The following is a 21,282-nucleotide window of genomic DNA, read 5'->3' as shown; positions in this document are numbered from 1 at the left end:
GGGCTCCGGCAGGACATCAGGCGTGCTTGCCCGAAGCCGTCTCGGCCGGCGCCGCATACTGCGGCTTGAGCTTGCCGTCCTGGTCGAGCAGCCAGGCGTCCATGATTTCGCGGACTACCGGGCCGGCGACCCGGCCACCGGCTTCGCCGTTCTCGATGGTGACCGACACCACGATGGAAGGCGCGCTGGCCGGGGCGAAGCCGACGAACAAGGCGTTGTCGCGGTGGCGCTCCTGGGTTTTCAGGCGGTTGTAGCGCTCGCCCTGGCGGATCGCGACGATCTGCGCGGTGCCGCTCTTGCCGGCGATGCGGTACTGCGCGCCCTGCCCCGCGGCCCGAGCGCCGCCGCCCGGGTCGTGCATGACCAGCTGCATGCCATAGTTCACCGCGTCCCAGTCGCGGGGGTCGCTCAGGTGGATGTCGGGCATGGGATGGGCATCGACAACGTCCTCGCCGCCCACCGACTCCGCCAGGCGCGGGCGGTGCCAGGCGCCCTTGCTGGCGATCAGCGCGGTCGCTTCGGCGAGTTGCAGCGGCGTCACCTGCATGTAGCCCTGGCCAATACCGAGGATCACCGTCTCGCCGGGGAACCAGGCCTGGCGCCGGGTGGCGCGTTTCCACTCACGGGACGGCATCAGGCCGGGGGATTCCTCGGCCATGTCGATGGACACCTTGCTGCCCAGCCCGAAACGCGTCAGGTAGTCGTGCATGCGGTCGATGCCGAGCTTGTGGGCGACGTCGTAGAAGTAGGTGTCGTTGGAGCGCTTGATGGCGGCGTCGAGGTCCACCCAGCCATCGCCGCTGTGGTTCCAGTTGCGGTACTTGTGATCGTAGTTGGGCAGTTGGAAGTAGCCCGGATCGAAGACCCGCGTGGCCGGGGTGATGGTGCCGGTATCCAGGCCAGCGATGGCTACCACCGGCTTGATGGTCGAGCCCGGCGAATACAGCCCGCGCAGCGCCCGGTTGAACAGCGGCCGGTCGATGGAATCGCGCAGCTCGGCGTACTGCGCCGAGCTGATGCCATTGACGAACAGGTTCGGGTCGAAGCTGGGGTTGCTGACCATCGCCAGCACCTGGCCGGTGTTCGGGTCCAGCGCTACCACGGAGCCGCGGCGATCACCCAGGGCCTTTTCGGCGGCGATCTGCAGGTCCACATCGAGGCCCAGCACGATGTTCTCGCCGGCCACCGGCGGCACCTTCTTCAGCACGCGCATGACCCTGCCCTGGGCGTTGGTTTCCACCTCCTCGTAGCCCACGTGGCCGTGCAGTTGCGGTTCGTAGAAGTGCTCGATGCCGGTCTTGCCGACGTACTCGGTGCCGCGGTACTCGGTGCTGTCCAGGCGGGCAGCCTCGCGCTCGTTGATCCGCCCGACGAAGCCGACCGAATGGGCGAAGTGCTCGCCGTAGGGGTAGTGGCGGACGAATTCGGCATCCACATCGATGCCCGGCAGCTTGTAGCGATTGACCTCGATGAGGGCGATCTGCTCCTCGCTCAGCTCATGCAGCAGGGTGACTGGCTCGAAGGGGTGGCGGCTCTTCTTCAGGGCCTTGTCGCACTGCAGGCGTTGCTCGGGGCTCAGGTGAAGAATATCGGTGACCTGATCGAGTACCGCCATCGAGTTGCCGGCGCGCTCGCGGGTCAGGGTGAGGTTGAAGCTCGGCAGGTTCTCGGCCAGCACCTTGCCAGTGCGGTCGAAGATCAGCCCGCGTTCCGGGGGAATCGGCAGCACGTGAATACGGTTGTTCTCGGAGACGGTGGCGTTGGTCGCGTAGTCGGTGACCTGGAGGAAGTACATCCTCGCCACCAGGGTCACGCTCATCAGGGCCACCAGCAGGCCGCAGGCGATCAGCCGGCGGTTGACCAGCGCCGACTCCTGCTGGTGGTCCTTGAGTTTGATCGGATCGTGCATCGGGATTCCAGAAGGCCCCATCGACCCTGCGGCAAGCGATTCGCCCCTGCCCATGCAGGGGGGCTTGCCGATCGATGCGGCCTGTTTGCAGCAAAACGGAAGAAACCGGTATCGCCAGGCGCGGGACAATCACGCGGCACATGGCAGCTCGGCGCGCGATGGTACCAGACTGACGAGCCGGATTCTGACCGGTAGTCGAAGCACCTCCCAGGGGAAGTCGACGCCGATGGACGCTGCCGCAGCTCGCGATACTCCTCTGCAGGGTGAAGGCTATTGCGGGCCGAGCCCGCGATGGGCCAGCCAACGCACTCGGCCTGAGCAGAATCGCGCACAAGGTTCGCGGCGACGAAAACCGAAGGGCCGGACTCCATCCGCAGGAGCGCGCGGCGCCAAGTGCGAAGCGAGGAAAGTCAGACCACCGAGCCTTCCGGCGGCTGCTCCAGCACCGCCACGACCACCGCGCTGCCGACGATCAGCACGATGCCGATCAACGACAGCAGGCTGAGCACTTCGCCCCAGATCAGGTAGCCGAGCAGGCTCGCCCAGATGATGCTGGTGTAGGTGTAAGGCGCCAGGGTGGCCGCGTGGGCGCGGCGCACGGCGATGGTGAACAGCAGTTGGCCCAGCGTCGCCAGCAGGCCGAGGGCAAGCATCAGGCCGAGGTCCGGCAAACTCGGAGTGCTCCAGGAAAACGGCAGCGTGGTGCCGGTCACCAGCGTGCCGACCACGGTGAAATACAGCACCGTGGTGGTCGAGTCGTCGGTCTCGCGGATGCGTCGGATCTGGATCATCGACAGCGCGCCGAAGAAGGCACTGGCCACCAGCAGCGCCGGACCGACCAGGCTGGCTTCGGCATTGTCGGGCTTGACCACCATCAGCACGCCGAGGAAGCCGAGCACCGCCGCCAGCGCGTTGCGCGGCAGCAGGCGTTCGCCCAGCAGCAGCGGCGCCAGCACGATCACCAGCAGCGCCTCGGAATAGGCGATGGAGATGGCTTCGCTCAGCGGCACATAGGGCAACCCGGCGAAGAACAGCGCGGATGACCCGAGCAGCGTCACCGCACGAATGGTCTGCCCGCGCATGTCCAGCTGCCGCCAGCGCTGCACCAGCGGCCGCCCGCGCAGGCAGAGCAGGAAGGCCGGCAGCACGCCGAAGGCCATGCGGAAGAAGGTCACTTCGTTGGCCGGGTATTTCAGCGCCACGACCTTGGCCAGTGCATCCACCACGGCGAAGCAGAACATCGACAACAGCATCAGGCCCACGCTGCGCATGACATGGCTGCGAGGGGCAACAAGGGTCAGCTGGGGCATGTCGTGTTCTCCTTCCTGTTCGGGGTGAATGTCCGTGATGAATGCCGGCGCTTCAGCGCGAGCTGAAGCGGCTGGCGAGGAACGGCGTCACCGGCACGCTGGTGACGACATCGCTGGCCTGCTCGGCGAGCAGTTGACCGGTGATGGCAGCGAGGGTCAGGCCGATGTGGCCGTGGCCGAAGTTGTAGAACACCTGCGGCAGCCGCCGGGACGGGCCGAGCACCGGCATGCTGTCCGGCACCGAGGAGCGGAAGCCCATCCACTGCGACACCGGCTCGTGCTGCAGGCGCAGGAAGCGCCGCGCGCCACGGGTCAGGCAGCGGTAGCGCGCCGGGCTCGGCAGCGCTTCCAGTCCGGCGAACTCCACCGTGCCGGCCACCCGCAGGCCCTGTGCCATGGGCGTCATGTAGAAGCCGCCGGCACCCCAGCACACCGGGCGATTGAGCACCTCGCCGGCATGGCCGAAGAGCACGTGGTAACCGCGTTCGGTGTCCTGCGGCACGGCATCGCCCAATTGCTCCACCAAGGTGCGCGACCAGGCGCCGGTGCACAGCGCCACGCGGTCGGCGGCCAGCCGCTCGCCGGTCGCCAGTTGCGCCTGCACTGCGTCCCGGCCCTGCCCGGCCGGTTCGAGTCCCAGCAGTTCGCCACGGCGGAACTCGCCGCCCATGGCCTGGAAACGTTCGAACAGGCGCAGGCTCAGCGCGTAGGGATCGAGCGTGCGGCTCACGCCCGGCAGCTCCACCGCGCAGCTGGCGCGGGCGTTGAGTGCGGGTTCCAGCTCGCGCAATTCACCGCCTTCGACGAAGCGGATCGGCACCTCGAAGCGCCGGTGGTAATCCACCATGGCCTGGGCGTCACCGCGTTCATGCTCCTCGAAGATGTACAGCGAGCCATCGTGGCGGATCAGGTCATTGGCGCCGGCCGCGTCGAACAACCCCTGCCACGCCTCCATGCACGGGCGCAGCAGGGTACTGAGATCGTGGCCGATGGCCTCCACGCGATCACGCCGCGATGCCGCCAGGAACCGCAACAGCCACGGCGCGATGCGCGGCAGGTAGGCCGGGCGGATCGCCAGCGGGCTGTCCGGGCGCAGCAACATGCCCGGCGCCTTGCGCCAGATGCCGGGCGTGGCCACCGGCTCCACCGAGTAGGTGGCGAAGGTGCAGGCGTTGCCGAATGACGTGGCCAGGCCCGGCGGATTGCGGTCCAGCAGGGTCACGCGGAAGTCGCGGCGTTGCAGTTTCAGCGCGGTGGCCAGGCCGACCACGCCGGCGCCGATCACCAGGGCGTGGCGGCGCAGGTCGTTGGGCTGGGTCATTTGCCGCTCATCACTCGGGTCCACAGGCGGGTGCTCATGCGCATCCCGGAGGGCGACAGGGTCTTGATCGGGAACAGGGTGTCGAGCACTTCCTGCGGCGGATAGACGGCCGGGTTCGCACGCAGTTCCGGCTTCACGTACTGGCTCGCGGCGGCGTTGCCGTTGGGGTACTGCACGGCGTTGGTGATGTTGGCGATCACCTCGGGCTGCAGCAGGTAGTTCATGTAGGCGTAGGCGTTGTCCAGGTGCGGTGCGCCCTTGGGAATCACCACGGTGTCCACCGCGATGGTGCTGCCTTCACGCGGCAGGCTGTAGCCGATCTTCACGCCGTTGCCGGCCTGCTGGGCAGTAGTCATGGCCTGCAGCACGTCGCCGCTGAAGCCGATGGCGACGCAGATGTTGCCGTTGGCCAGGTCACTGACGTACTTGGACTGGTGGAAGTAGCGGATCGACGGGCGGATCGCCTGCAGCGCCGCCTCGGCCGCCTTGAAGTCGTCCGGGTTCTGGCTGGCCGGGTCGCGGCCGAGCACCTTGAGGGTAATGGGCACCATCTGGGTGGCGTTGTCGATCACCGCGATGCCGCACTGGGCGAGCTTCTCCGCGTTCTTCGGATCGAACAGCAGCTGCCAGCTGCGGGTGACGTCGGTGTTGCCGAAGAGGGCCTTGATCCTGTCCTCGTTGTAGCCGATGCCCACGGTCACCCAGAGGTAGGGAATGGCGTAGCGGTTACCCGGGTCGCTGACCTCGAGAATCTTCATCAGCTTGGGGTCGAGGTTGTTCCAGTTGGGCAGCTTGCTCTTGTCCAGTTCCTGGATGGCGCCGGCCTTGATCAGCCGCGGCAGGAAGTGGTTGGACGGGCTGGCCAGGTCGTAGCCGCTGGCGCCGGTCATCAGCTTGGCTTCGGTGGTCTCGTTGCTGTCCACCAGGTCGTAGGTGGTCTGGATGCCGGTCTGCTTCGTGAAGTTCGCCAGGGTGTCGTCGGCGATGTAGCTGCTCCAGTTGGCGATGGTGACGGTCGGCGCCGCCTGGGTGGTGCCAGCCAACAGCGACAGGGCCAGGCCTGCCAGGGTCATGGGACGGTTGATCATGCTGCCCTCGGTTGTTGTTCTTGGAGATGGTCTTTCTGGATGGTCGTGCGTGGGTAAAGCGATGAATCAGGCCTCGGCTCGCGCGCGGCGCACCTCCCAGGCCATGCGCAGCGAAGCGCCGATATCGAAGAACGGGCTCGGCGGCAGGTAGCCGGGAGTCGCCTGCGCCAGCACATCGGCCAGCACCGGCGAGCTTCCCCCTGTCGCCATCTCCACCAGCAGGCGCCCCCACAGGGTGCCGCGCGCCACGCCCGAGCCGTTGCAGCCGGCCACGGCATGCAGGCCCTGGTCGACGCGAGCGAAATACGGTTCGCCGGAGCGGGTGCCGCTCAGGTGGCCGGTCCAGCTGTAGGCGAGGTCGGCGTCGACGATGCCGGGGAAACGCTTCTGCAAACCGATGAGATGGCGGCGACGGCGCTCGGCCAGCGCGCGGTTGTCGAGGTCGCGATGGCGGTACTCGACGGTGTTGCGGATCAGCAGTCGGCGCCCCGGCAGCAGGCGCACGGTGCCGCCGCCGGGCAACGGCGCGAGCACGCCCCACTGACGCTCGCCGAACAGCGACTGCCAGCGTGGCTCATCCAGCGGGCGGGTGATGCTGGCGCTGAGTTCCAGCGGGAAGGCGCCGCTGTCGTGCAGGCCGGCGCGGGCGATGAATGCGCCCAGGCAGACCAGCACCTGCGAAGCCTGGACTTCGCCCTGGGCGGTGCGTGCCACCCAGCCCTGGCCGCTGCGGCGCAGGTCGGTCACGCCGCTCTGCTCGAAGATCTCCACCGACGCCGGCAGGCTGTCGGCCAGGCCCTTCGCATAGCGCGCAGGTTGCAGCAGTGCGTTGCCGCCGGCGCAATGAATGGCCCGCGCATAGAACGCGCTGCCGAGCCGTTGCTCCAGGGCGGCGCCCTCGTAGTAGCGAGCGTTGGCGCCCACCGAGGCCAGCGTGGCGAGGATGCCGTCGATATCGCCCAGATGCTCGGCGCGGTGAGCGGCGAAGTGATAGCCGTCGTTGTAAAGCTCGCAGTCGATGTTCAGTTCGGCGATGCGCTGGCGGACCTCCTGCGCTGCCGCGATGCCGATGCGCGAGGCCACCTGGTAAGCGGCATGGCCGGGTTGCCCCAGGCGTTCGCCGGCCGCCGGCAACTCGTGGGCGACGACGAAACCGGAGTTGCGCGCGGAGGCGCCCTGGGCGATGCGCTGGCGCTCCAGCAGCACCACGCGCTGTTGCGGAAAACGCGCCGCCAGTGTGTGAGCGGCGGACAACCCGGTGATGCCGCCGCCGATGATCAGCCAGTCCGCCCGCTGGGTTGCACTCAGCGTCGGCCGCGCGGGCAACTCGCCCGCCAGGGCGATCCAGCCGCAGTGATTGTTCATTGCCCGGCACTCCTTCACAATCCATGCGCCGGGCGTATCCAAGCGATTTCCCCAATGGCGCGTCATGGCCAGAATCTACGGGCAGCAGCGCTGGTCGCACCAACGCTCATTTTTCATCCTTGTATTCGAAAAACGCATAGATTGTGGAGGGACGGTTCATGGACAAACTGCTGCGCGTTCCCTCCCTGCAGGCACTGCAGGCGCTGGTGCAGGTTGCCGAATCCGGCAGCTTCACAGCAGCCGCGCAACAGCTGCACCTGACCCAGAGCGCCATCAGCCGGCAGGTCCAGCAACTGGAGGAGTACTACCGTGTGCCGCTGTTCGACCGCACCAGCCGCAAGGTGGCGCTGACCGACGCCGGCCGCGAGGTATACACGGTGGCCGAAGGCATGCTGCAGCAGTTGCTGCGCCTGGAGGAACGCCTAGTGCCGGCCTCGGCGGACCGGCCTTTCCGCATCCGCATCTTCGTCTCGCTGGCGGTGCGCTGGCTGCTGCCGCGCCTGAGCTCCTTCTACTCGCGGCACCCGGAGCTGTGCCTGTCCATCGAGACGGTGGGCGGCGAAGTGGTGGACGACGGCGGTGACTGCGACGCCTACGTGCTCTACCTGCCCAGCGGCAGCGACCCCCAGGGCCGTGCGCTGACGCCGCTGTACGACGAATACCTGATCCCGGTCTGTGCCCCGCGCCTGGACGACGGCCAGGAGCCGCCGCGCTCACTGGAGGAACTGGCCCGCCACCCGCTGATCCACGCCTCCAGCGGCGGCCTGGAATGGCCGCAGTGGCTGCGCGCGCAGGCCGCGCCACCACCGGCGCAGTTCAAGCACATGCTGTTCAACCTCGACGACCTGGCGCTGGACGCCGCCACCCGCGGCCTGGGCGTGGCCATGACCGACCGCATGCTGGCCCACGACGCCCTGCAGCGTGGCGACCTCATCGTGCCTTTCGGCGAAGCACTGAAGACCGGCGGCCGCTACGCCCTGTGGCTGCGCGACAGCGGCGCCGCCCACCCGGCCTGCCAGGCGGTGCTCGACTGGTTCGAGGAGCAGCGCAACCCGTTGGAAGCTTGACCCGAGTTCAGGCCAGCTCTCGTGGAATCTCGCTGCACAGGCCCTCCACCGCTTTCCAGGCGGTATCCCGCGCGCGAGTCAGTACGGCCTGTTTCCACTGGTCGGTGTCGACGTAGAAGGCATCGCGCAGCTGCTGCTTGATCCGTTGCGCCGTTGCCACCGGCGCACCGGGGTTGCGGTGCAGCCACTGGTCCGCGCGCAGCGCTTCGAGCACTTGCGAGCCGGGCACGGTGCCGAACTCCAGGCTCATGGAGATCAGCAGCGCCTGCGGGCACTCCTCGAGTGCCGCGTGGACCAGCTTGCCGCTGAGCTTCACCGACACGCTGTTGCCCTCCTCCGTGGAGCGCACCTCGTCGCCCCACCAGGCGCGGGCGCGGAGCAACGCTGCGGGGCGCGGATCACCCGAGTAGATGTACTCGCCGTAGCCGGTCGGGCCGAGGCCGGTGTGCACGTCGATCCAGGCTATTTCGCGGCATTGCCGGCCATGCTGGCGCAGCACCTGGCGCACGGTGCGGTTGCTCCAGGTCGGCTGAGTGCCCGAGAAGAACAGCCCATCGGGATGACTCGCCTGGCCGGAGGAAATCGCCCGCTGCAATTCCCAGCGGCCATGGCGCAGTGCATAGCCGAGCAGCCGCAGGCGCCCCAACGGGCTCGGCCAGCGACGGGGCGCGAGTACCGCGTCCAGGCGCGCATAACCGGGGTTCTCCGGGGCCGCCTGGGTGAAGTCGCGGAAGTTGCGGTTGAGATCGACGTTCTCCTGGGTCCAGCGGCGCCACCAGGAAAAGCCGTAGGGGTTGGCGGCGTGCACGTAGAGTACCGCGCAGCCGTTGCGCAGCGCATGCTCACGCCATTGGGCGTCGGCCAGCAGAGCGCTCTGCACGCCGGAGCCGCAGAAGCCTTCGACGCCATGGCAACCACTGCTGATAATCAATAGCCGCTTCGCGTCGGACGCACCTTCGCGGGCGACGTCCACCGCCAGCGTCTCGCCATCGCGCCCGGTGAGCGGATGGACATGGGACTCCACCAGCAGGCCGGCGGCCGCGCAGGCATCGAGGAACCTGCTGCGCGCCTGGGCGTAGCTCTGGGAGAAATATGACGATGCTTTCATGGAGACTCCGGCCGTTTCGGGTGGCATCTGGCGGCCGGCAGGATGCATCAGCGCGAAAGCGCGGAGTAATGATCTCTACACATGAGCATTGAAGCTGGTTATGCCGGTCAGATTTGCGCGGTGTTGAACGCCGTCACCATTTCCTCGGCCAGCAACCGGGCTTCGCGGGTCATCAACTCCTGCGGGCGAGTGACCATGGAAATGCTCGCCACCGGCGTGGCTTCGGCGATCTGCAGTGGCACCAGCACTTGCGCCACCATCGGCAACTGCAGCATGCGCTGCGACCAGAAGCTCACCGCGTCGGTGCTGGCCGCCAGTTCGAGGTAGAGCAGCGAGGAAGAACATTCGGTGATGCGCTGGGGCGGCGCCACCTCGCGTTCACGGAAAAACTGCCCGGCCAGGGCGACTTCCAGCGGGTCGGACAACAGCCACTCCAGGTCCAGCAGTTCGTGCAGCGAGCGAGCCCCCGCCAGGGGATGCCCTTTGCGCACCGCCAATGCCGAAGGCTGCGGTGCCAGTTCGTACCAGACCTGCCCGTCGGCGGCGTCCTGCACCGGTTGGGTGGTCAGCACCAGGTCCAGCCGGCCTTCCTTCAGCCCTTCGAAGAGCTGCACCGAGCGCAGCTCGAAGATTTGCAGCTGCACATTCGGGTGCAGCTCGCGGTAGCGCTTGAAGCAGTTGGCAAAGGCGCGATTGGGCGTCACCGGCGACACGCCGATAGCCACGCGGCCGGCCATCTCGCCCTTGAGCGTATCGATCTCGTCGCGCGCGCGGCGCACTTCCTCGGTGACCAGCCGGGCCATGCTGACCAGCCGCTCGCCGTAGGCCGTGACCGTCACACCACGATTCGAGCGCACCAGCAGCGGCACGCCCAGCTCGCCTTCGAGCTCCTTCACTGCCTTGGACAGTGACGGCTGGGTGACCTCCAGCAGACGCGAGGCCTCCTGCAGGCTGCCGCTTTCGGCGATGGTGCGCAGGGCGCGCAGTTGATGCAGTTTCATGGCGCGATCCCGCCCGCTTCTCGAATTCGCGCCACCTTAACCAGTATCGGCTTCGCTTGAAAGAAGCCGGGGCCAGGCCCGGCTTCGATCCGACCGACGATCACTCCGCCATGTTCAGGTCCGGCAGCTGCTGCTGGAACATCCGCGTGGCGCTGGCCAGGCAGATGAACCCCAGGCACATCCAGCCGAAGCCGATCAGGAAGGACATCCCCGACAGGCTCGACCAGAGCCAGATGGTGCTGAGGAAGCCCAGGGCCGGCAGCGCCCCGTAGCGCAGGTAGTTGCCCTTGCCGGTGAGGCGCTCATCGATCAGGTAGTGCTTGATCACCGCCAGGTTGACCGCCGAGAACGCGAAGAGCGCGCCGAAGCTGATCATGTTGGCGACGGTATCCAGGGTGACGAACAGGGCGATCAGGGACAGCAGGCTGATCAGGATGATCGCATTCGCCGGCACGCGTTTCTTCGTCACCAGCTTGCCGAATACACGGGGAATCGCCCCGTCCCGGCCCATGGCGAAGAGCACGCGGGAGACGCTCGCCTGGGACACCATCGCCGAGGCGAAGCAGCCCGCCACGTAGGTCGCGGTGAAGAAGGTCACCAGCCACTCGCCGCCGATCCGGCGCAGCACGTCGAGCGCCGCGGAATCGGCATCGGTGAGCGCCTGCCACTCGGGGAACACCAGTTGGCCGAAGTAGGCCATGACGATGAACAGCACGCCGCCGATCAGGGTTACCAGCATGATCGCTGCGGGAATCTGCCGGCGCGGCTCCGGGGTTTCCTCGGCCATGGTCGAGACGGCATCGAAGCCGAGGAAGGACAGGCACAGTACCGCCGCACCGGACATCACCAGCGGCAGGCTGAAGTGCTCGTCATAGAACGGCTGGACCAGCGCCACCGGCTCCGCCTGGGCACCCAGGTGGCTCAGCGAGAGCGCAATGAACACCACCACGAAAACCATCTGCGCGACGATCAGCACCCAGTTGACCCGGGTGATCGACTCGATGCCGACGAGGTTGAGCAGGGTCACCAGTGCGATGGACCCGAGTATCCACACCGACAGCGGCACGGAGGGGAAGTAGTCGGTCATGTAGATGCCGATCAGCAGGTAGCTCAGCAACGGCAGGAAGATGTAGTCCAGCAGCAGCGTCCAGCCCGCCATGAAGCCGAAGGCCGCGCCGAAGGTCTTGCGCGTATAGCTGTAGACGGACCCCGAATACGGGTGCGCCTGCACCATGCGCCCGTAGCTGTAGGCGGTCAGCAGCATGGCCGCGAGGGTGAAGAGATAGGCCGTTGGCAGATGCCCCTTGCTCATCCGGGTCACCAGGCCGTAGGTGGTGAAGACGGCCAGCGGCACCATGTAGGCGAGGCCGAACAGCACCAGCGCCGGGATCCCCAGCGACTTGCGGAAACTGCGCGACGACGGCGATGGGGTATGGGCTGGATGGGCAGGCAAGGACGTAGCGGAAGCGCTTGTTGTTTTTTTCATGGCTGACTCATGGACTGCGAGCCTCTGGGCTCGTTGGACTGGAACGGCGCGATGCCGGTCGAGGCTTCCTGCGCAGTGGTCGGATGCCCGATGACCCCAGCCGAAGCCAAGCCTCGGGCAGCCGCTGCCGGAGGAACTCAGCGGGGGTCGATCGGGGCGGCCCGACAAGCGTGCGGGGCCAGGGAAGCCGGGAGGCGGTGCATGGCAGCAGCCCCCTCCCGCAGTGCGAGCCGAGGGGCGCCGCCCAGTGCGTCATCGATGAATGTCCGTGCTGCAAAACACTGCCGCCACTCGTTGAACGCTTGCACCTGGGCACTCCTGCTGGCCGCCTCGAAGGACGTTGTTGTTGGAATGGGGCGGCATGGTGCTTCAGCTTTTCGCCGAGGAAAATTAGTAAAAATATTTTCGCGGCCAATGAAAAAAATGGCCGTGCATTGCGGATCCGGCGACCGGCTCCGCTGTCGGACGGGGTGGCTGGCCGTCAGCCCGGGCAACCCGGTCCAGGCGCCGGACGCTCGCCATGACACCTGCCTCGTCGACCACGCCAGTCCGATTTCCGCGGGGATCGGCCACGGCTGATGTACCATGCCGCGCCCAAACCTGCGGCGAACCCCTTTCCCTGGCTGCCTATGTCCTCCAACGCGCTGTACACCGATCTGTCCTCCTACTACGACCTGATGTGCGCCGACATCGACTACCAGGCGCAGAGCCACTGCGTGCGCCGCCTGCACCAGCTGTTCGGCAACCAGGGGCACAGGCACCTGGACCTCGCCTGCGGAACCGGGCCGCACGTGCGCCACTTCCTCGACTTCGGCTACCAGAGCGCCGGCCTGGACATCAACCAGCCGATGCTGGACATCGCCCGGCAGCGCTGCCCCGAGGCGCACTTCAGCCGGCAGGACATGGCCAGCTTCCACGTCGACGAGCCGCTGGATCTGATCACCTGCTTCCTCTACTCGATCCACTACAACCCCGACGTGGAACAGCTTCAGGCATGCCTTTCGAGCGTGCACGATGCACTCGCAGACGGCGGCGTGTTCTGCTTCAACAGCGTGGACAAGGGGCAGATCGACAACCGCTCCTTCGTGCGTCATTCGGTCGAGCACGAGGGTAGCCAGTTCACCTTCGGTTCCGGCTGGTACTACAGCGGCGCGGGCGAGCGCCAGGCCTTGCGCCTGAGCATCGAGAAGACCAGCGCCGGCGACACCCAGGCCTGGCAGGACGAACACGCGATGGTCGCGGTGACCTTCGCCGAGTTGCAGCGGCTGCTGGAGCCGCTCTTCGAGGTCCAGGTCTTCGAGCACGACTACGAACGGATCACGCCCTGGGCCGGCAGCTTGGGCAACGCGCTGTTCGTCTGCGTGAAGCGCTAACAAGAGCCATGGTATTCGCCGCGGCGTGAGCGACTGTGCCGGCCGCTCGGCGAAGAACACGCAACCACGCCACCGGCCAGCGTGGCTGATCGTCAGCGGATCTTGCCCACCGGCGTGAAGTTGCCGGTGAGATGGCCGCCCACCGGGTTCTTCGGCTTGTACTGGGCATCGTGCTTGAGGCGGTCCTCCACGCTGGGATCGATCGCCTCCTGGCCGAAGGGCGTGTTACCGATATCCCGGTAATACGGCGGGGTGAGCTGGCTGTAGGCGCCGCCCAGGAATTCCTTGTAGGAGTTGGTGATGGGCTGGGTGGTCGTGGGCAGGCTCGGGGTCTTGCCGGTATCCACCGCCAGGCCGCATTCGATCGCCTTGTTGACCATCCACACCAGGGCGATATCCGACAGGTTGTTGTCTGCGTAGCCACCGCCGACATTGGCGTGCGCACCGGAGAACCAGACCTGCTCCACGCGCTGGTTGGGCTTGCTCTTCGGGTCCCACAGCGTGCACTGATAATTCTTGCGCCACTCGTCGATGGCCAGCGCCTGGAAGGCGTTGTGGACGATCGAGCTGAGCTCGGTGTCATGGAACTCGTAATAGGCCTTGTTGAACCAGTCGAAGGATTCCAGCGGCACGCCCAGGGCGCCCACGGTATCCCAGATGCCGAGCATGTGGATGGAGATCACCCGCGAGAAATTGTCCCTGAACAGCTTGGCACTGTCGGAATCCGCACCCTCGTCGCGGGTCCGGTACAGGCCGTAGGCTTCGTTGGTCAGGTCGATGTGCTCGGGCTTGAGCAGGCCGGCATTGCGGATCAGCCCCACCAGGCTGCGCGCCGTATAGGCCCCACGGCTGAAGCCGAACAGGTAGATCTGGTCACCGGCCTCGTAGGTCGTGACCAGTTGCCGGTAGCCATCGAGGATCTTCTCGGAAAGCCCCACGCCGAATGCCCCGCCGGCGAGACGGTCGTACCACGCGGTGCCGACACCCTTGTCGTACCACTTGTCCTGCGTCGTGCCGTCCTTGTCGGTGGGCAGGATGGATGCATGCAGCTTCCACACATTGGTGCTTTTACTGCCCTTGATCTCGGACTTCGCATCCGGCGTGTTCCAGGTTCCGTCGAAGGAAATGATGATTTTCTTGGGCATGCCTTTTCTCCAACGCCAGTCGCTCTGGCTGCTCGAAACTTCCCGCTCCGTTGCTGCTTTCGCAGGCGAGATTCAAACCGGAAACACGAGTGGAGAAGGCCCTCGCAAGAATGCACGACGGATGACTTTTCATTCTGAGCAAAGGTCCGAAGCCCCTTCGACGGTATCGCCCTCGATGGGCAACTGTAGTAGCCCGTCGACAGAGCTGCATCGCCGTACGGCGGACTGCGATTGCGGGCGATCCTGGTGGGCTGAGCTGACTTGCGCGCAGCGACGAGCAGCAGCGACCAACCCGTCCTGATGCCGGTTGATCATAGGGTTGGGCCCGGCATCCTGAAGCTCCTGCTCGATCGCACTGTCTGCAAGGTGCGGACTGATCGAAACTGCAAGCCCGACAGACAGGATCAGCATTGAGCCGGCAGCGGCCGCCGCGGGTGAAACACAGTCTCCCCAGGTGCAGGCCATACTCAGGGCGCGCCTGACACCGCTGGAGAAAAAAGCCCAGGGTAATCTGGGCCTTTTATCCTTCCGCTGACAGGTTTCAGTTGCCCAGGCGCTGCACAGCTCCCGGGTCGATATCGGCATTGCCGTTGCGGGCACGCTCTTCGGCCAGGCGCGCGCCTTCGGCGGCAGTGAGCGCGAAAAGGCGCTCAGGGTCGGTGCTTCGCAGGTGCAGGGCGAGCTTCTCGGTACCCTCCGCCACCTCTATGCTGCGCAGACCGGCCGCCAGCCCCTCGACAATGCGCCGCGCGGCTTCGTCAGCAGGCATGCCGTTATCGATATTGACGTCGGAGCGACCGCGACGGGCACCGTCGCCACCCAGTGCGTTGACGGCCACGCCGGTGCGCACCGAACCAGGCAGGATCACGCTGACCCTGATGCCATGGGCCTGTTCGACTTCGGCGCGCAAGGCCTCGAAGTAGCCGATTACGGCATGCTTGGCAGCGCAGTAGCCGGTACGCAATGGGGCACCGACCTTGCCGGCCACGGAGCTGACAACGGCCAATTGGCCACTCCCCTGTGCGACCAGACGCGGCAGCAACTGCTGGGTCAGGGCCACCGGAGCCAGGTAGTCGACTTCCATCAGCTCGCGGTAAACCTCGAAGCGGGTATCCAGGGCCAGGCTGCGCTGGCTGATCCCGGCGTTGTTGATCAGGCAGTCGATACGACCCTTCCAGGCCCAGGCCTTCTCCACCACCTGTGGCAGCGCGGCATAGTCGGTGCTTTCGAAGGGCAGGACCAGGGCACGCTGCGGCGCCTGCTCGGCAACGGCCTGCAGCGCGGCTTCGCGCCGCCCGGAGAGGATGACGCACGCGCCCTGCTGCAGCAGCAGGCGCGCCAGCGCCTCGCCAATGCCGGAGGATGCCCCGGTGATCCAGACCACTTGGTGATTGAAAGTCATGTGCCACTCCTTCTATTGGGTAGCCGCAGTCTAGTGTGCGCCGTGCCGCTCACCCCATGTCCGAGCCGGCCAAAGCGCTGGCCCCAGGGCCATGAATAAGTTCGCCGGTTGTCGCTGCACTCCAGGGTGCCGGCTGCAGATAATCGTCGGGCGCAAGGCGCAGCGCCCATCGTCGATCACCTTGAATGTTTGATCGTCCACTGGCGGTAGCGAATGCTTGTCGTCAGCGCGACCGGGCAGCACAAAGTGCCGCCGTCACGAATGCCTCGGACGACGGCAAAGTGCGAGCGAGTGCTATTGCAGCGGGATGTAGATATCCGTCTGCCATTCTTCCAGCGGCGTCTCAGGAAAGACGCTCAGGTAGTGGAAGAACAACGGGTGGTCACGGAGTTCTTCGTTACTGCCAGGCAGCCAGTCGCGATAGACCGGATAGATGCTCTCGCCGATGTGATCCGGCGAGCCGACGTGGCGAACGACCACACAACGGCCACCGGGAATGACCAGCTCGCGTACGCCGTAATCGTTCGACGCGACGGCTTCGCCGATCTCGCCGCAGATGTCGAAGCGAAACTGTTCTGTTGGTGTTGTGTCGGGGTTGCCGTAGGGAATGCCGAAAGTGCGGCTCGCGTCTACTGGCGACTGCCCGCTACCCATGCGCCACTGAATGAACTGGCGCACGCTCTCGTCGAGCTGTGCGGGAGGCCCGCAGTGTTCGAGGGCGGCGACCCGGACCTCGGCGAAATCGACGATACGTACCTGCATAGTGATGCTCCTGGAAAAATGGGGAATGGCGAAAACCGCATGCCAGGTCTGCCAATTCGGCTGCTGCCGGAAGGCACTGGGCGCCATGCCGAAGTCCCGCCGAAAGGCCCGGCTGAATGCCTCTGGGCTGTCAAAGCCGGCGTCGAGCGAGGCATCCATTACCGAGTATTCCGCACCAGACACCAGGCGATGCGCCGCGCGTCGCAGGCGCATCAGCTGCACATAACGCGCGACAGGCACACCTACGTAGGCTGTGAATTGCCGATGGAAGTGAAACGCCGAGAAATGCGCCACCTCGCTCAGCGTTTTCACCGAAAGGTCACCCTCGAGGTGCCCATCGATGTAAGCAAGCACGGAATCGAAGCGTTTGGCGTAGGCAGTGGGAATATCGGGCACCGGATGGAAGCTCCTGGTTATGCGGTCGGCGATAGAATCACCCAATCCGCAGTGGGCGCACCTAGCCGGATTTGCTCAGGTTACCCCCACGGCCGTCTCCGTCACCCGACTTTCCACCCTCATGGCAACGGGCAGCCATGAGGGCTTGCAGGCGAGGAAAACGGCTGTGCGGGGCACTTCCGGCCAGAAGCAGACGCTCCCCAGCCGGCAGTTTTCAAGCATTGCCACATCCCGTATGATTGATAACGATTGTCGTTTGCAAATTGTTCTTGGGGGATTGCAATGCAGGGAGATTCGTCGCTGCAATCGGTAGGGATGCTGTACCGCGACCATCACGGCTGGCTTCGCGGCTGGCTGCGCCAGCGCCTCAACGACTCCGCTGATGCGGCCGACCTGGCGCAGGACACCTTCGTGCGCGTGCTGATGGCCAAGAGCGCTGGGGTGATTCGCGAACCCCGTCACTACCTGCAGACCATCGCACGGGGACTGGTGATAGACCTGTACCGCCGGCGCTCACTGGAGCGGGCCTATCTGGAAGCGCTGGCCCTGCTTCCCGAAGCGGTCCAGCCCTCCCTCGAAGAGCAGGCCCTGCTCCTCGAAGCGCTGACGGAAATCGACCGTATGCTCGATGGCCTGGGGCAAAAGACCCGGCAGGCCTTCATCCTGTCACAGCTGGAAGGACTGACCTACAGCCAGATTGCCGAGCGACTGGGCATCTCCATCCGCACCGTCAACAAGTACATGGCCAAGGCCATGGAACACTGTTGCCTGGCGATGGTGCGCCTCTCGTGAGCGACGCCCTCATTCCGAATGAGCGCCAGGCCATCAGCGAAGCCGCGCGCTGGTATGCGCGACTCGCCAATGAGTCGACTGCAGCCAGCGATCAGCAAGCCTGGCAGCGCTGGCTGGCGGCCGACCCGATCAATCAGCGCGCCTGGCAGCGCATCGAGTCGGTGAACCGGCAGATGGCCCGGGTGCCGGGTCGCCTGGCTGCTGCAACACTGGCTTCGACCGGACCATCGAGGCGCCAGGTGCTGCGCAGTGTCGTGGTGCTCGCTTCGCTGGGCGGGCTGGCCACACTGGGTTGGCGCAGCGATACGCGCCAACGCTTCACTGCCGGCTACAAAACCGCAGTGGGTGAGCGCCGCACTTTCACCCTGGCGGATGGCAGCCAGATGCTCCTCAACACCGACAGCGCGGTGGATGTGCGCTTCGACGCGAACCAGCGCCTGATCATCTTGCGTGTCGGCGAGGTGCTGGTGAGCACCGCCAGCGACGCCCTCGACAGGCCATTTTTCGTCCAGAGCCCCGATGCCAGCGTACGCGCCCTGGGGACTCGCTTCACCGTGCGCAGCTGGAGCGGCGGCACCGATGTGGCGGTCCTGGAAAAAGCCGTCGAAGTGACTGTTCCGGGACAGCGCAACGCCCTGCGCCTGGAAGCAGGCCAGCACACCCGCGTCGCCTCCGGAGTCATCGGCCCCGTGCAGGCCAACAGCGCCTCGGTGGGCGCCTGGGAACAGGGCAGCCTGATCGCGCTCGACCGCCCGCTGGGAGAGTTACTGGAAGAGCTCGGGCGCTACCGCCATGGCTTGCTGAGGTGCGACCCACGCATCAGCAGCCTGCGCATTTCCGGAGCCTTCCCCCTGGATGACACCGACCTCGCGCTGCGATCCCTGGAGCGCAGCTTTCCCGTCAGGGCGGTGTATCGCACAGGGTATTGGGTAACCGTGATTCCACGCAGCTGACGCCTTCGGGATGCCGGCGAAAAATAATTCTGAACACCGTGCACTTTCTTCGTCCCTGGTTCGGCTTTCCCGGCATCAGTGACCCACTTGGTCACTACTACCGGGGAGAGACCATGTTGTATCCGTTCGTTCGCCATCGGCTCGCCATCCAGGTGCAGGCCGCCCTCTTCAGCCTCGCCGTTGGGGGCGTATCCGCCATCCAGGCCGCAGAGCCGGTACCGACCGGTGCGGTGCAAAGCGTCCGGCAGTACGACATTGCCGCCGGCTCACTGACCGAAGTGCTCAGCCGCTTCGCCAGCGAGGCCGGGGCAGCGCTTTCGTTCGATGCCAGCAAGACTGCCAACCGGCACTCGGACGGCCTGCATGGCAGCTATTCCAGGGAGGCCGGGTTCGCCGCCCTCCTCGCCGGCACCGGCCTGCGGGCAATCGATCAGGGTGGCAGCTACGTGCTGGAGGAAATCCCGACAGCCCTGGAGATAAGCGACACGGTCGTTACCGGTCAGGGCCTGGGAGCGACGACGGAGGGCTCCGGCTCCTACACCTCGAACGAAGCCACGATCGGCAAGTCCACCCAGCGACTGAGGGACATCCCGCAATCGGTTACCGTCATTACGCGCAAGGCGATGGACGACCAGCGCCTCGACACCCTGGACCAGGTGCTGGAGAAATCCACCGGCATCACCACCTATCAGAGTCCGTCCGGCGGTAAGTACATTTACTCGCGCGGCTTCGAGGTGGAGACCATCCAGTACGACGGCGTTCCGCTCGATCGCCGCTACTACGCCATCGGCAGCAGCTTCACCTCCGATACGTTGCTGTACGACCGCGTCGAAGTGCTGCGCGGTGCCAACGGCCTGCTGCAGGGCAGCGGCAACCCCGGCGCGGCCATCAACCTCGTGCGCAAACGTCCGAAGGCCGAGCCGTCGCTGTCCCTCACCGCCAGCGCCGGCTCCTGGGACACCTACCGGCAGAGCATCGATGCCAGTTCTCCGCTCACTGCCGACGGCAAGCTGCGTGGTCGCCTGGTGGCCGCCCACGAGGATCGGGACTACTTCTATGACACGGCGGAAAGCCGCAAGAACGTGCTCTACGGGATTCTCGAATACGACCTGACCGACGATACCAGGGTAGCCGCCGGCGCCAGCGTGGAAGACCTGCACTCGACACCGTCCTTCGGCGGCCTGCCGCGCAACAAGGATGGCAGCGCGGTGCACGCGGGCCGCTCCACCTTCACCGGCGCCGACTGGAACAAATGGAACAACAAGCAGACGACCTACTTCGCCGACGTCACCCATGACTTCAACGATGACTGGCGCCTGAATGCCTCGGGCAGCTACATCCGCGAGACCAACGACATCCTCTACAGCTTCGGCCGGGGGGCGGTCGACTCAGCCACCGGTGACGGCATGCAGTCACGCGCCTACCTGTACGACTTCGAAAACATCAACAAGGGCGCTGACATCAACCTCGCCGGCAAGTGGCGCGCCTTCGACCTGGAGCACCAGGTGGTGGTCGGCGCCAACGCCAGCGACCTGAAGACCGACGACCTGCAAGGCGGACTGCTCAACCTCGGGCCGATCAACATCTACGACCCGGTATCCCCGCGCGAACCAACCGAAGAAGAGATGCTCAGCACCACCTATGCCGGCACCTCCAAGGGTCATATCCGCCAGAACGGCCTCTACGGCGTGGTGCGCTACAAGCTGGTCGAGCCGCTGACCCTGGTTCTGGGCGGGCGCACCAGCAACTACCAGTACGACTACGAGCTCACCCGCTTCACCACCTCCTCGCCCACCCCGGCGCATTCGAAGGAAACCGGCGAGTTCACCCCCTACGGCGGCCTCATCTACGAGCTGAACAACCAGTGGTCGGCCTATGTCAGCTACACCGACATCTTCAAGCCGCAGACCGAGCTGACGCAGGATAGCGCCTCGCTCAAGCCGATTGAGGGTTCGAATTACGAGATCGGCCTGAAAGGCGAGCTGATGGAGGGCCGCGTGAACACCAGCTTCGCGATCTTCCGTGTGGACCAGGAGAACCGTGCGCAGTACGACTACGCCTCAGAGTGCGGGCAGAACGGCGAGGACAACTGCTACGTGGCCGGCGGCAAGGTTCGCGCCGAGGGCTTTGACGCAGAGATCAGCGGCGAAGTGCTCAGGGGCCTGCAGCTGTTCGCCGGGTACACCTATACCTCGACCAAGTTCCTCAACGATCCGGGCGACGGCACCTCATCTTCCGGCTCCACCTTCAACAGCTACACGCCGCGCCATCTCCTGCGCTTCTGGGGTGACTACAACCTGCCGGGAGCACTGAGCCAGTGGACCGTCGGCGCGGGCGCCAGCATCCAGAGCGAAAACTACAACACCAACTTCGGTGGCACCGGTGGCGTAGGCGATATCAAGCAGTCCGGCTACGCCATCTGGAACGCGCGCCTGGGCTACCAGATCGACAAGAACTTCAGCGTCGCCCTGAACGGCAACAACCTGTTCGACAAGAAGTACTACTCCTCCATCGGCTGGCTGAACGCGAGTAACCAGTACGGCGACCCACGCAACTACGCCGTCACCCTGAAAGCCGACTTCTGAGGTGCTCGCTTTGGACCGGTTGGACTACCCCCGGTACGATAGACATCCCCGGCCTACGCTTGGACTACCCCCGGTACGATAGACATCCCCGGCCTACGCTTTGGACTACCCCCGGTACGATAGACATCCCCGGCCTACGCTTTGAGCATAGGAGGAAGTCTATGAGCACCCAGAGATTCACCCCGGAATTCAAGGCCGAAGCCGTCAGGCAGGTCATTG

At 65.7% G+C, this 21,282-nt stretch carries 16 protein-coding genes; 5 read left to right on the top strand and 11 right to left on the bottom strand.

All coding sequences use genetic code 11. From position 1 onward, the window contains the following. Positions 1-16 precede the first annotated feature (16 nt). The 5 genes from mrdA to GJV37_RS26040 all read right to left on the bottom strand — a co-directional run bounded on the left by mrdA (position 17) and on the right by GJV37_RS26040 (position 6,993). Positions 17-1,909, bottom strand: coding sequence for a penicillin-binding protein 2 (gene mrdA / locus GJV37_RS26060; protein WP_193453104.1), 1,893 nt, complete (start codon positions 1,907-1,909; stop codon positions 17-19). Positions 1,910-2,319: 410 nt separating this feature from the next. After that, the gene (locus GJV37_RS26055) at positions 2,320-3,219 is read right to left on the bottom strand and encodes a DMT family transporter (protein WP_193453103.1); all 900 of its coding nucleotides are present in this window, start codon (positions 3,217-3,219) and stop codon (positions 2,320-2,322) included. Between the two features lie 52 nt (positions 3,220-3,271). Further along, a complete protein-coding gene (locus GJV37_RS26050) occupies positions 3,272-4,540 on the bottom strand; it encodes an NAD(P)/FAD-dependent oxidoreductase (RefSeq protein WP_193453102.1) in 1,269 nt (422 codons plus the stop codon). Further along, on the bottom strand, positions 4,537-5,628 hold the full coding sequence (locus GJV37_RS26045) for a polyamine ABC transporter substrate-binding protein (RefSeq protein ID WP_024765879.1): 1,092 nt from the start codon (positions 5,626-5,628) through the stop codon (positions 4,537-4,539). Before GJV37_RS26045 ends, GJV37_RS26050 begins: the two co-directional genes overlap by 4 nt. Positions 5,629-5,694: 66 nt before the next feature. Then, complete coding sequence (locus GJV37_RS26040; protein WP_193453101.1) at positions 5,695-6,993, bottom strand: NAD(P)/FAD-dependent oxidoreductase; 1,299 nt, start codon at positions 6,991-6,993, stop codon at positions 5,695-5,697. Between the two features lie 158 nt (positions 6,994-7,151). Between GJV37_RS26040 and GJV37_RS26035 the strand changes: the two genes are divergently transcribed. Beyond that, positions 7,152-8,060: a LysR substrate-binding domain-containing protein gene (locus GJV37_RS26035; protein WP_170859389.1), complete on the top strand. Its 909-nt coding sequence runs from the start codon at positions 7,152-7,154 to the stop codon at positions 8,058-8,060. Positions 8,061-8,067: 7 nt separating this feature from the next. Here the strand turns inward: GJV37_RS26035 and GJV37_RS26030 are convergent, their stop codons facing one another. The 3 genes from GJV37_RS26030 to GJV37_RS26020 all read right to left on the bottom strand — a co-directional run bounded on the left by GJV37_RS26030 (position 8,068) and on the right by GJV37_RS26020 (position 11,655). Next, a complete protein-coding gene (locus tag GJV37_RS26030) occupies positions 8,068-9,168 on the bottom strand; it encodes a M14 family metallopeptidase (RefSeq protein ID WP_024765882.1) in 1,101 nt (366 codons plus the stop codon). A 107-nt stretch (positions 9,169-9,275) separates the two neighbouring features. Then, positions 9,276-10,169 carry a LysR family transcriptional regulator gene (locus GJV37_RS26025; protein WP_024765883.1) on the bottom strand — a complete coding sequence of 298 codons (894 nt, stop codon included), beginning with the start codon at positions 10,167-10,169 and terminating at the stop codon, positions 9,276-9,278. Positions 10,170-10,269: 100 nt separating this feature from the next. Continuing rightward, positions 10,270-11,655, bottom strand: coding sequence for an APC family permease (locus GJV37_RS26020; protein ID WP_024765884.1), 1,386 nt, complete (start codon positions 11,653-11,655; stop codon positions 10,270-10,272). A 629-nt stretch (positions 11,656-12,284) separates the two neighbouring features. Between GJV37_RS26020 and GJV37_RS26015 the strand changes: the two genes are divergently transcribed. Next, positions 12,285-13,028: a class I SAM-dependent DNA methyltransferase gene (locus tag GJV37_RS26015; RefSeq protein ID WP_193453100.1), complete on the top strand. Its 744-nt coding sequence runs from the start codon at positions 12,285-12,287 to the stop codon at positions 13,026-13,028. Between the two features lie 92 nt (positions 13,029-13,120). Here the strand turns inward: GJV37_RS26015 and GJV37_RS26010 are convergent, their stop codons facing one another. From GJV37_RS26010 to GJV37_RS26000, 3 genes are all read right to left on the bottom strand, one after another. After that, positions 13,121-14,173 carry a DUF2235 domain-containing protein gene (locus GJV37_RS26010; RefSeq protein WP_024765886.1) on the bottom strand — a complete coding sequence of 351 codons (1,053 nt, stop codon included), beginning with the start codon at positions 14,171-14,173 and terminating at the stop codon, positions 13,121-13,123. 541 nt (positions 14,174-14,714) lie between these two features. Further along, positions 14,715-15,575: an SDR family NAD(P)-dependent oxidoreductase gene (locus GJV37_RS26005; protein WP_193453099.1), complete on the bottom strand. Its 861-nt coding sequence runs from the start codon at positions 15,573-15,575 to the stop codon at positions 14,715-14,717. Between the two features lie 294 nt (positions 15,576-15,869). Then, positions 15,870-16,733, bottom strand: a complete 864-nt coding sequence (locus GJV37_RS26000) for an AraC family transcriptional regulator (protein ID WP_024765889.1) — start codon at positions 16,731-16,733, stop codon at positions 15,870-15,872. 282 nt (positions 16,734-17,015) lie between these two features. On the opposite strand from GJV37_RS26000, the gene GJV37_RS25995 reads away from it, so the two are divergent. The 3 genes from GJV37_RS25995 (at position 17,016) to GJV37_RS25985 (ending at position 21,063) form a co-directional block, all read left to right on the top strand. Next, on the top strand, positions 17,016-17,525 hold the full coding sequence (locus GJV37_RS25995) for a sigma-70 family RNA polymerase sigma factor (RefSeq protein ID WP_024765890.1): 510 nt from the start codon (positions 17,016-17,018) through the stop codon (positions 17,523-17,525). Then, positions 17,522-18,478, top strand: coding sequence for a FecR domain-containing protein (locus GJV37_RS25990; RefSeq protein WP_193453098.1), 957 nt, complete (start codon positions 17,522-17,524; stop codon positions 18,476-18,478). The genes GJV37_RS25995 and GJV37_RS25990 overlap by 4 nt, the downstream gene beginning before the upstream one ends. Positions 18,479-18,591: 113 nt before the next feature. Next, positions 18,592-21,063, top strand: a complete 2,472-nt coding sequence (locus GJV37_RS25985; protein ID WP_193453097.1) for a TonB-dependent siderophore receptor — start codon at positions 18,592-18,594, stop codon at positions 21,061-21,063. Positions 21,064-21,282 lie beyond the last annotated feature (219 nt).

It is taken from the genome of Pseudomonas nitroreducens (assembly GCF_010994165.1).
Taxonomy (GTDB): Bacteria; Pseudomonadota; Gammaproteobacteria; order Pseudomonadales; family Pseudomonadaceae; genus Pseudomonas; species Pseudomonas nitroreducens.
The sequence above is the reverse complement of the archived record's forward strand: the minus strand, read 5'-3'. Positions and strand labels throughout refer to the sequence as shown.

Coding starts and splice junctions, on each gene's coding strand:
- mrdA (WP_193453104.1), bottom strand. CDS start 1,909: ATGCACGATCCGATCAAACTCAAGGACCACCAGCAGGAGTCGGCGCTG.
- GJV37_RS26055 (WP_193453103.1), bottom strand. CDS start 3,219: ATGCCCCAGCTGACCCTTGTTGCCCCTCGCAGCCATGTCATGCGCAGC.
- GJV37_RS26050 (WP_193453102.1), bottom strand. CDS start 4,540: ATGACCCAGCCCAACGACCTGCGCCGCCACGCCCTGGTGATCGGCGCC.
- GJV37_RS26045 (WP_024765879.1), bottom strand. CDS start 5,628: ATGATCAACCGTCCCATGACCCTGGCAGGCCTGGCCCTGTCGCTGTTG.
- GJV37_RS26040 (WP_193453101.1), bottom strand. CDS start 6,993: ATGAACAATCACTGCGGCTGGATCGCCCTGGCGGGCGAGTTGCCCGCG.
- GJV37_RS26035 (WP_170859389.1), top strand. CDS start 7,152: ATGGACAAACTGCTGCGCGTTCCCTCCCTGCAGGCACTGCAGGCGCTG.
- GJV37_RS26030 (WP_024765882.1), bottom strand. CDS start 9,168: ATGAAAGCATCGTCATATTTCTCCCAGAGCTACGCCCAGGCGCGCAGC.
- GJV37_RS26025 (WP_024765883.1), bottom strand. CDS start 10,169: ATGAAACTGCATCAACTGCGCGCCCTGCGCACCATCGCCGAAAGCGGC.
- GJV37_RS26020 (WP_024765884.1), bottom strand. CDS start 11,655: ATGAAAAAAACAACAAGCGCTTCCGCTACGTCCTTGCCTGCCCATCCA.
- GJV37_RS26015 (WP_193453100.1), top strand. CDS start 12,285: ATGTCCTCCAACGCGCTGTACACCGATCTGTCCTCCTACTACGACCTG.
- GJV37_RS26010 (WP_024765886.1), bottom strand. CDS start 14,173: ATGCCCAAGAAAATCATCATTTCCTTCGACGGAACCTGGAACACGCCG.
- GJV37_RS26005 (WP_193453099.1), bottom strand. CDS start 15,575: ATGACTTTCAATCACCAAGTGGTCTGGATCACCGGGGCATCCTCCGGC.
- GJV37_RS25995 (WP_024765890.1), top strand. CDS start 17,016: ATGCAGGGAGATTCGTCGCTGCAATCGGTAGGGATGCTGTACCGCGAC.
- GJV37_RS25985 (WP_193453097.1), top strand. CDS start 18,592: ATGTTGTATCCGTTCGTTCGCCATCGGCTCGCCATCCAGGTGCAGGCC.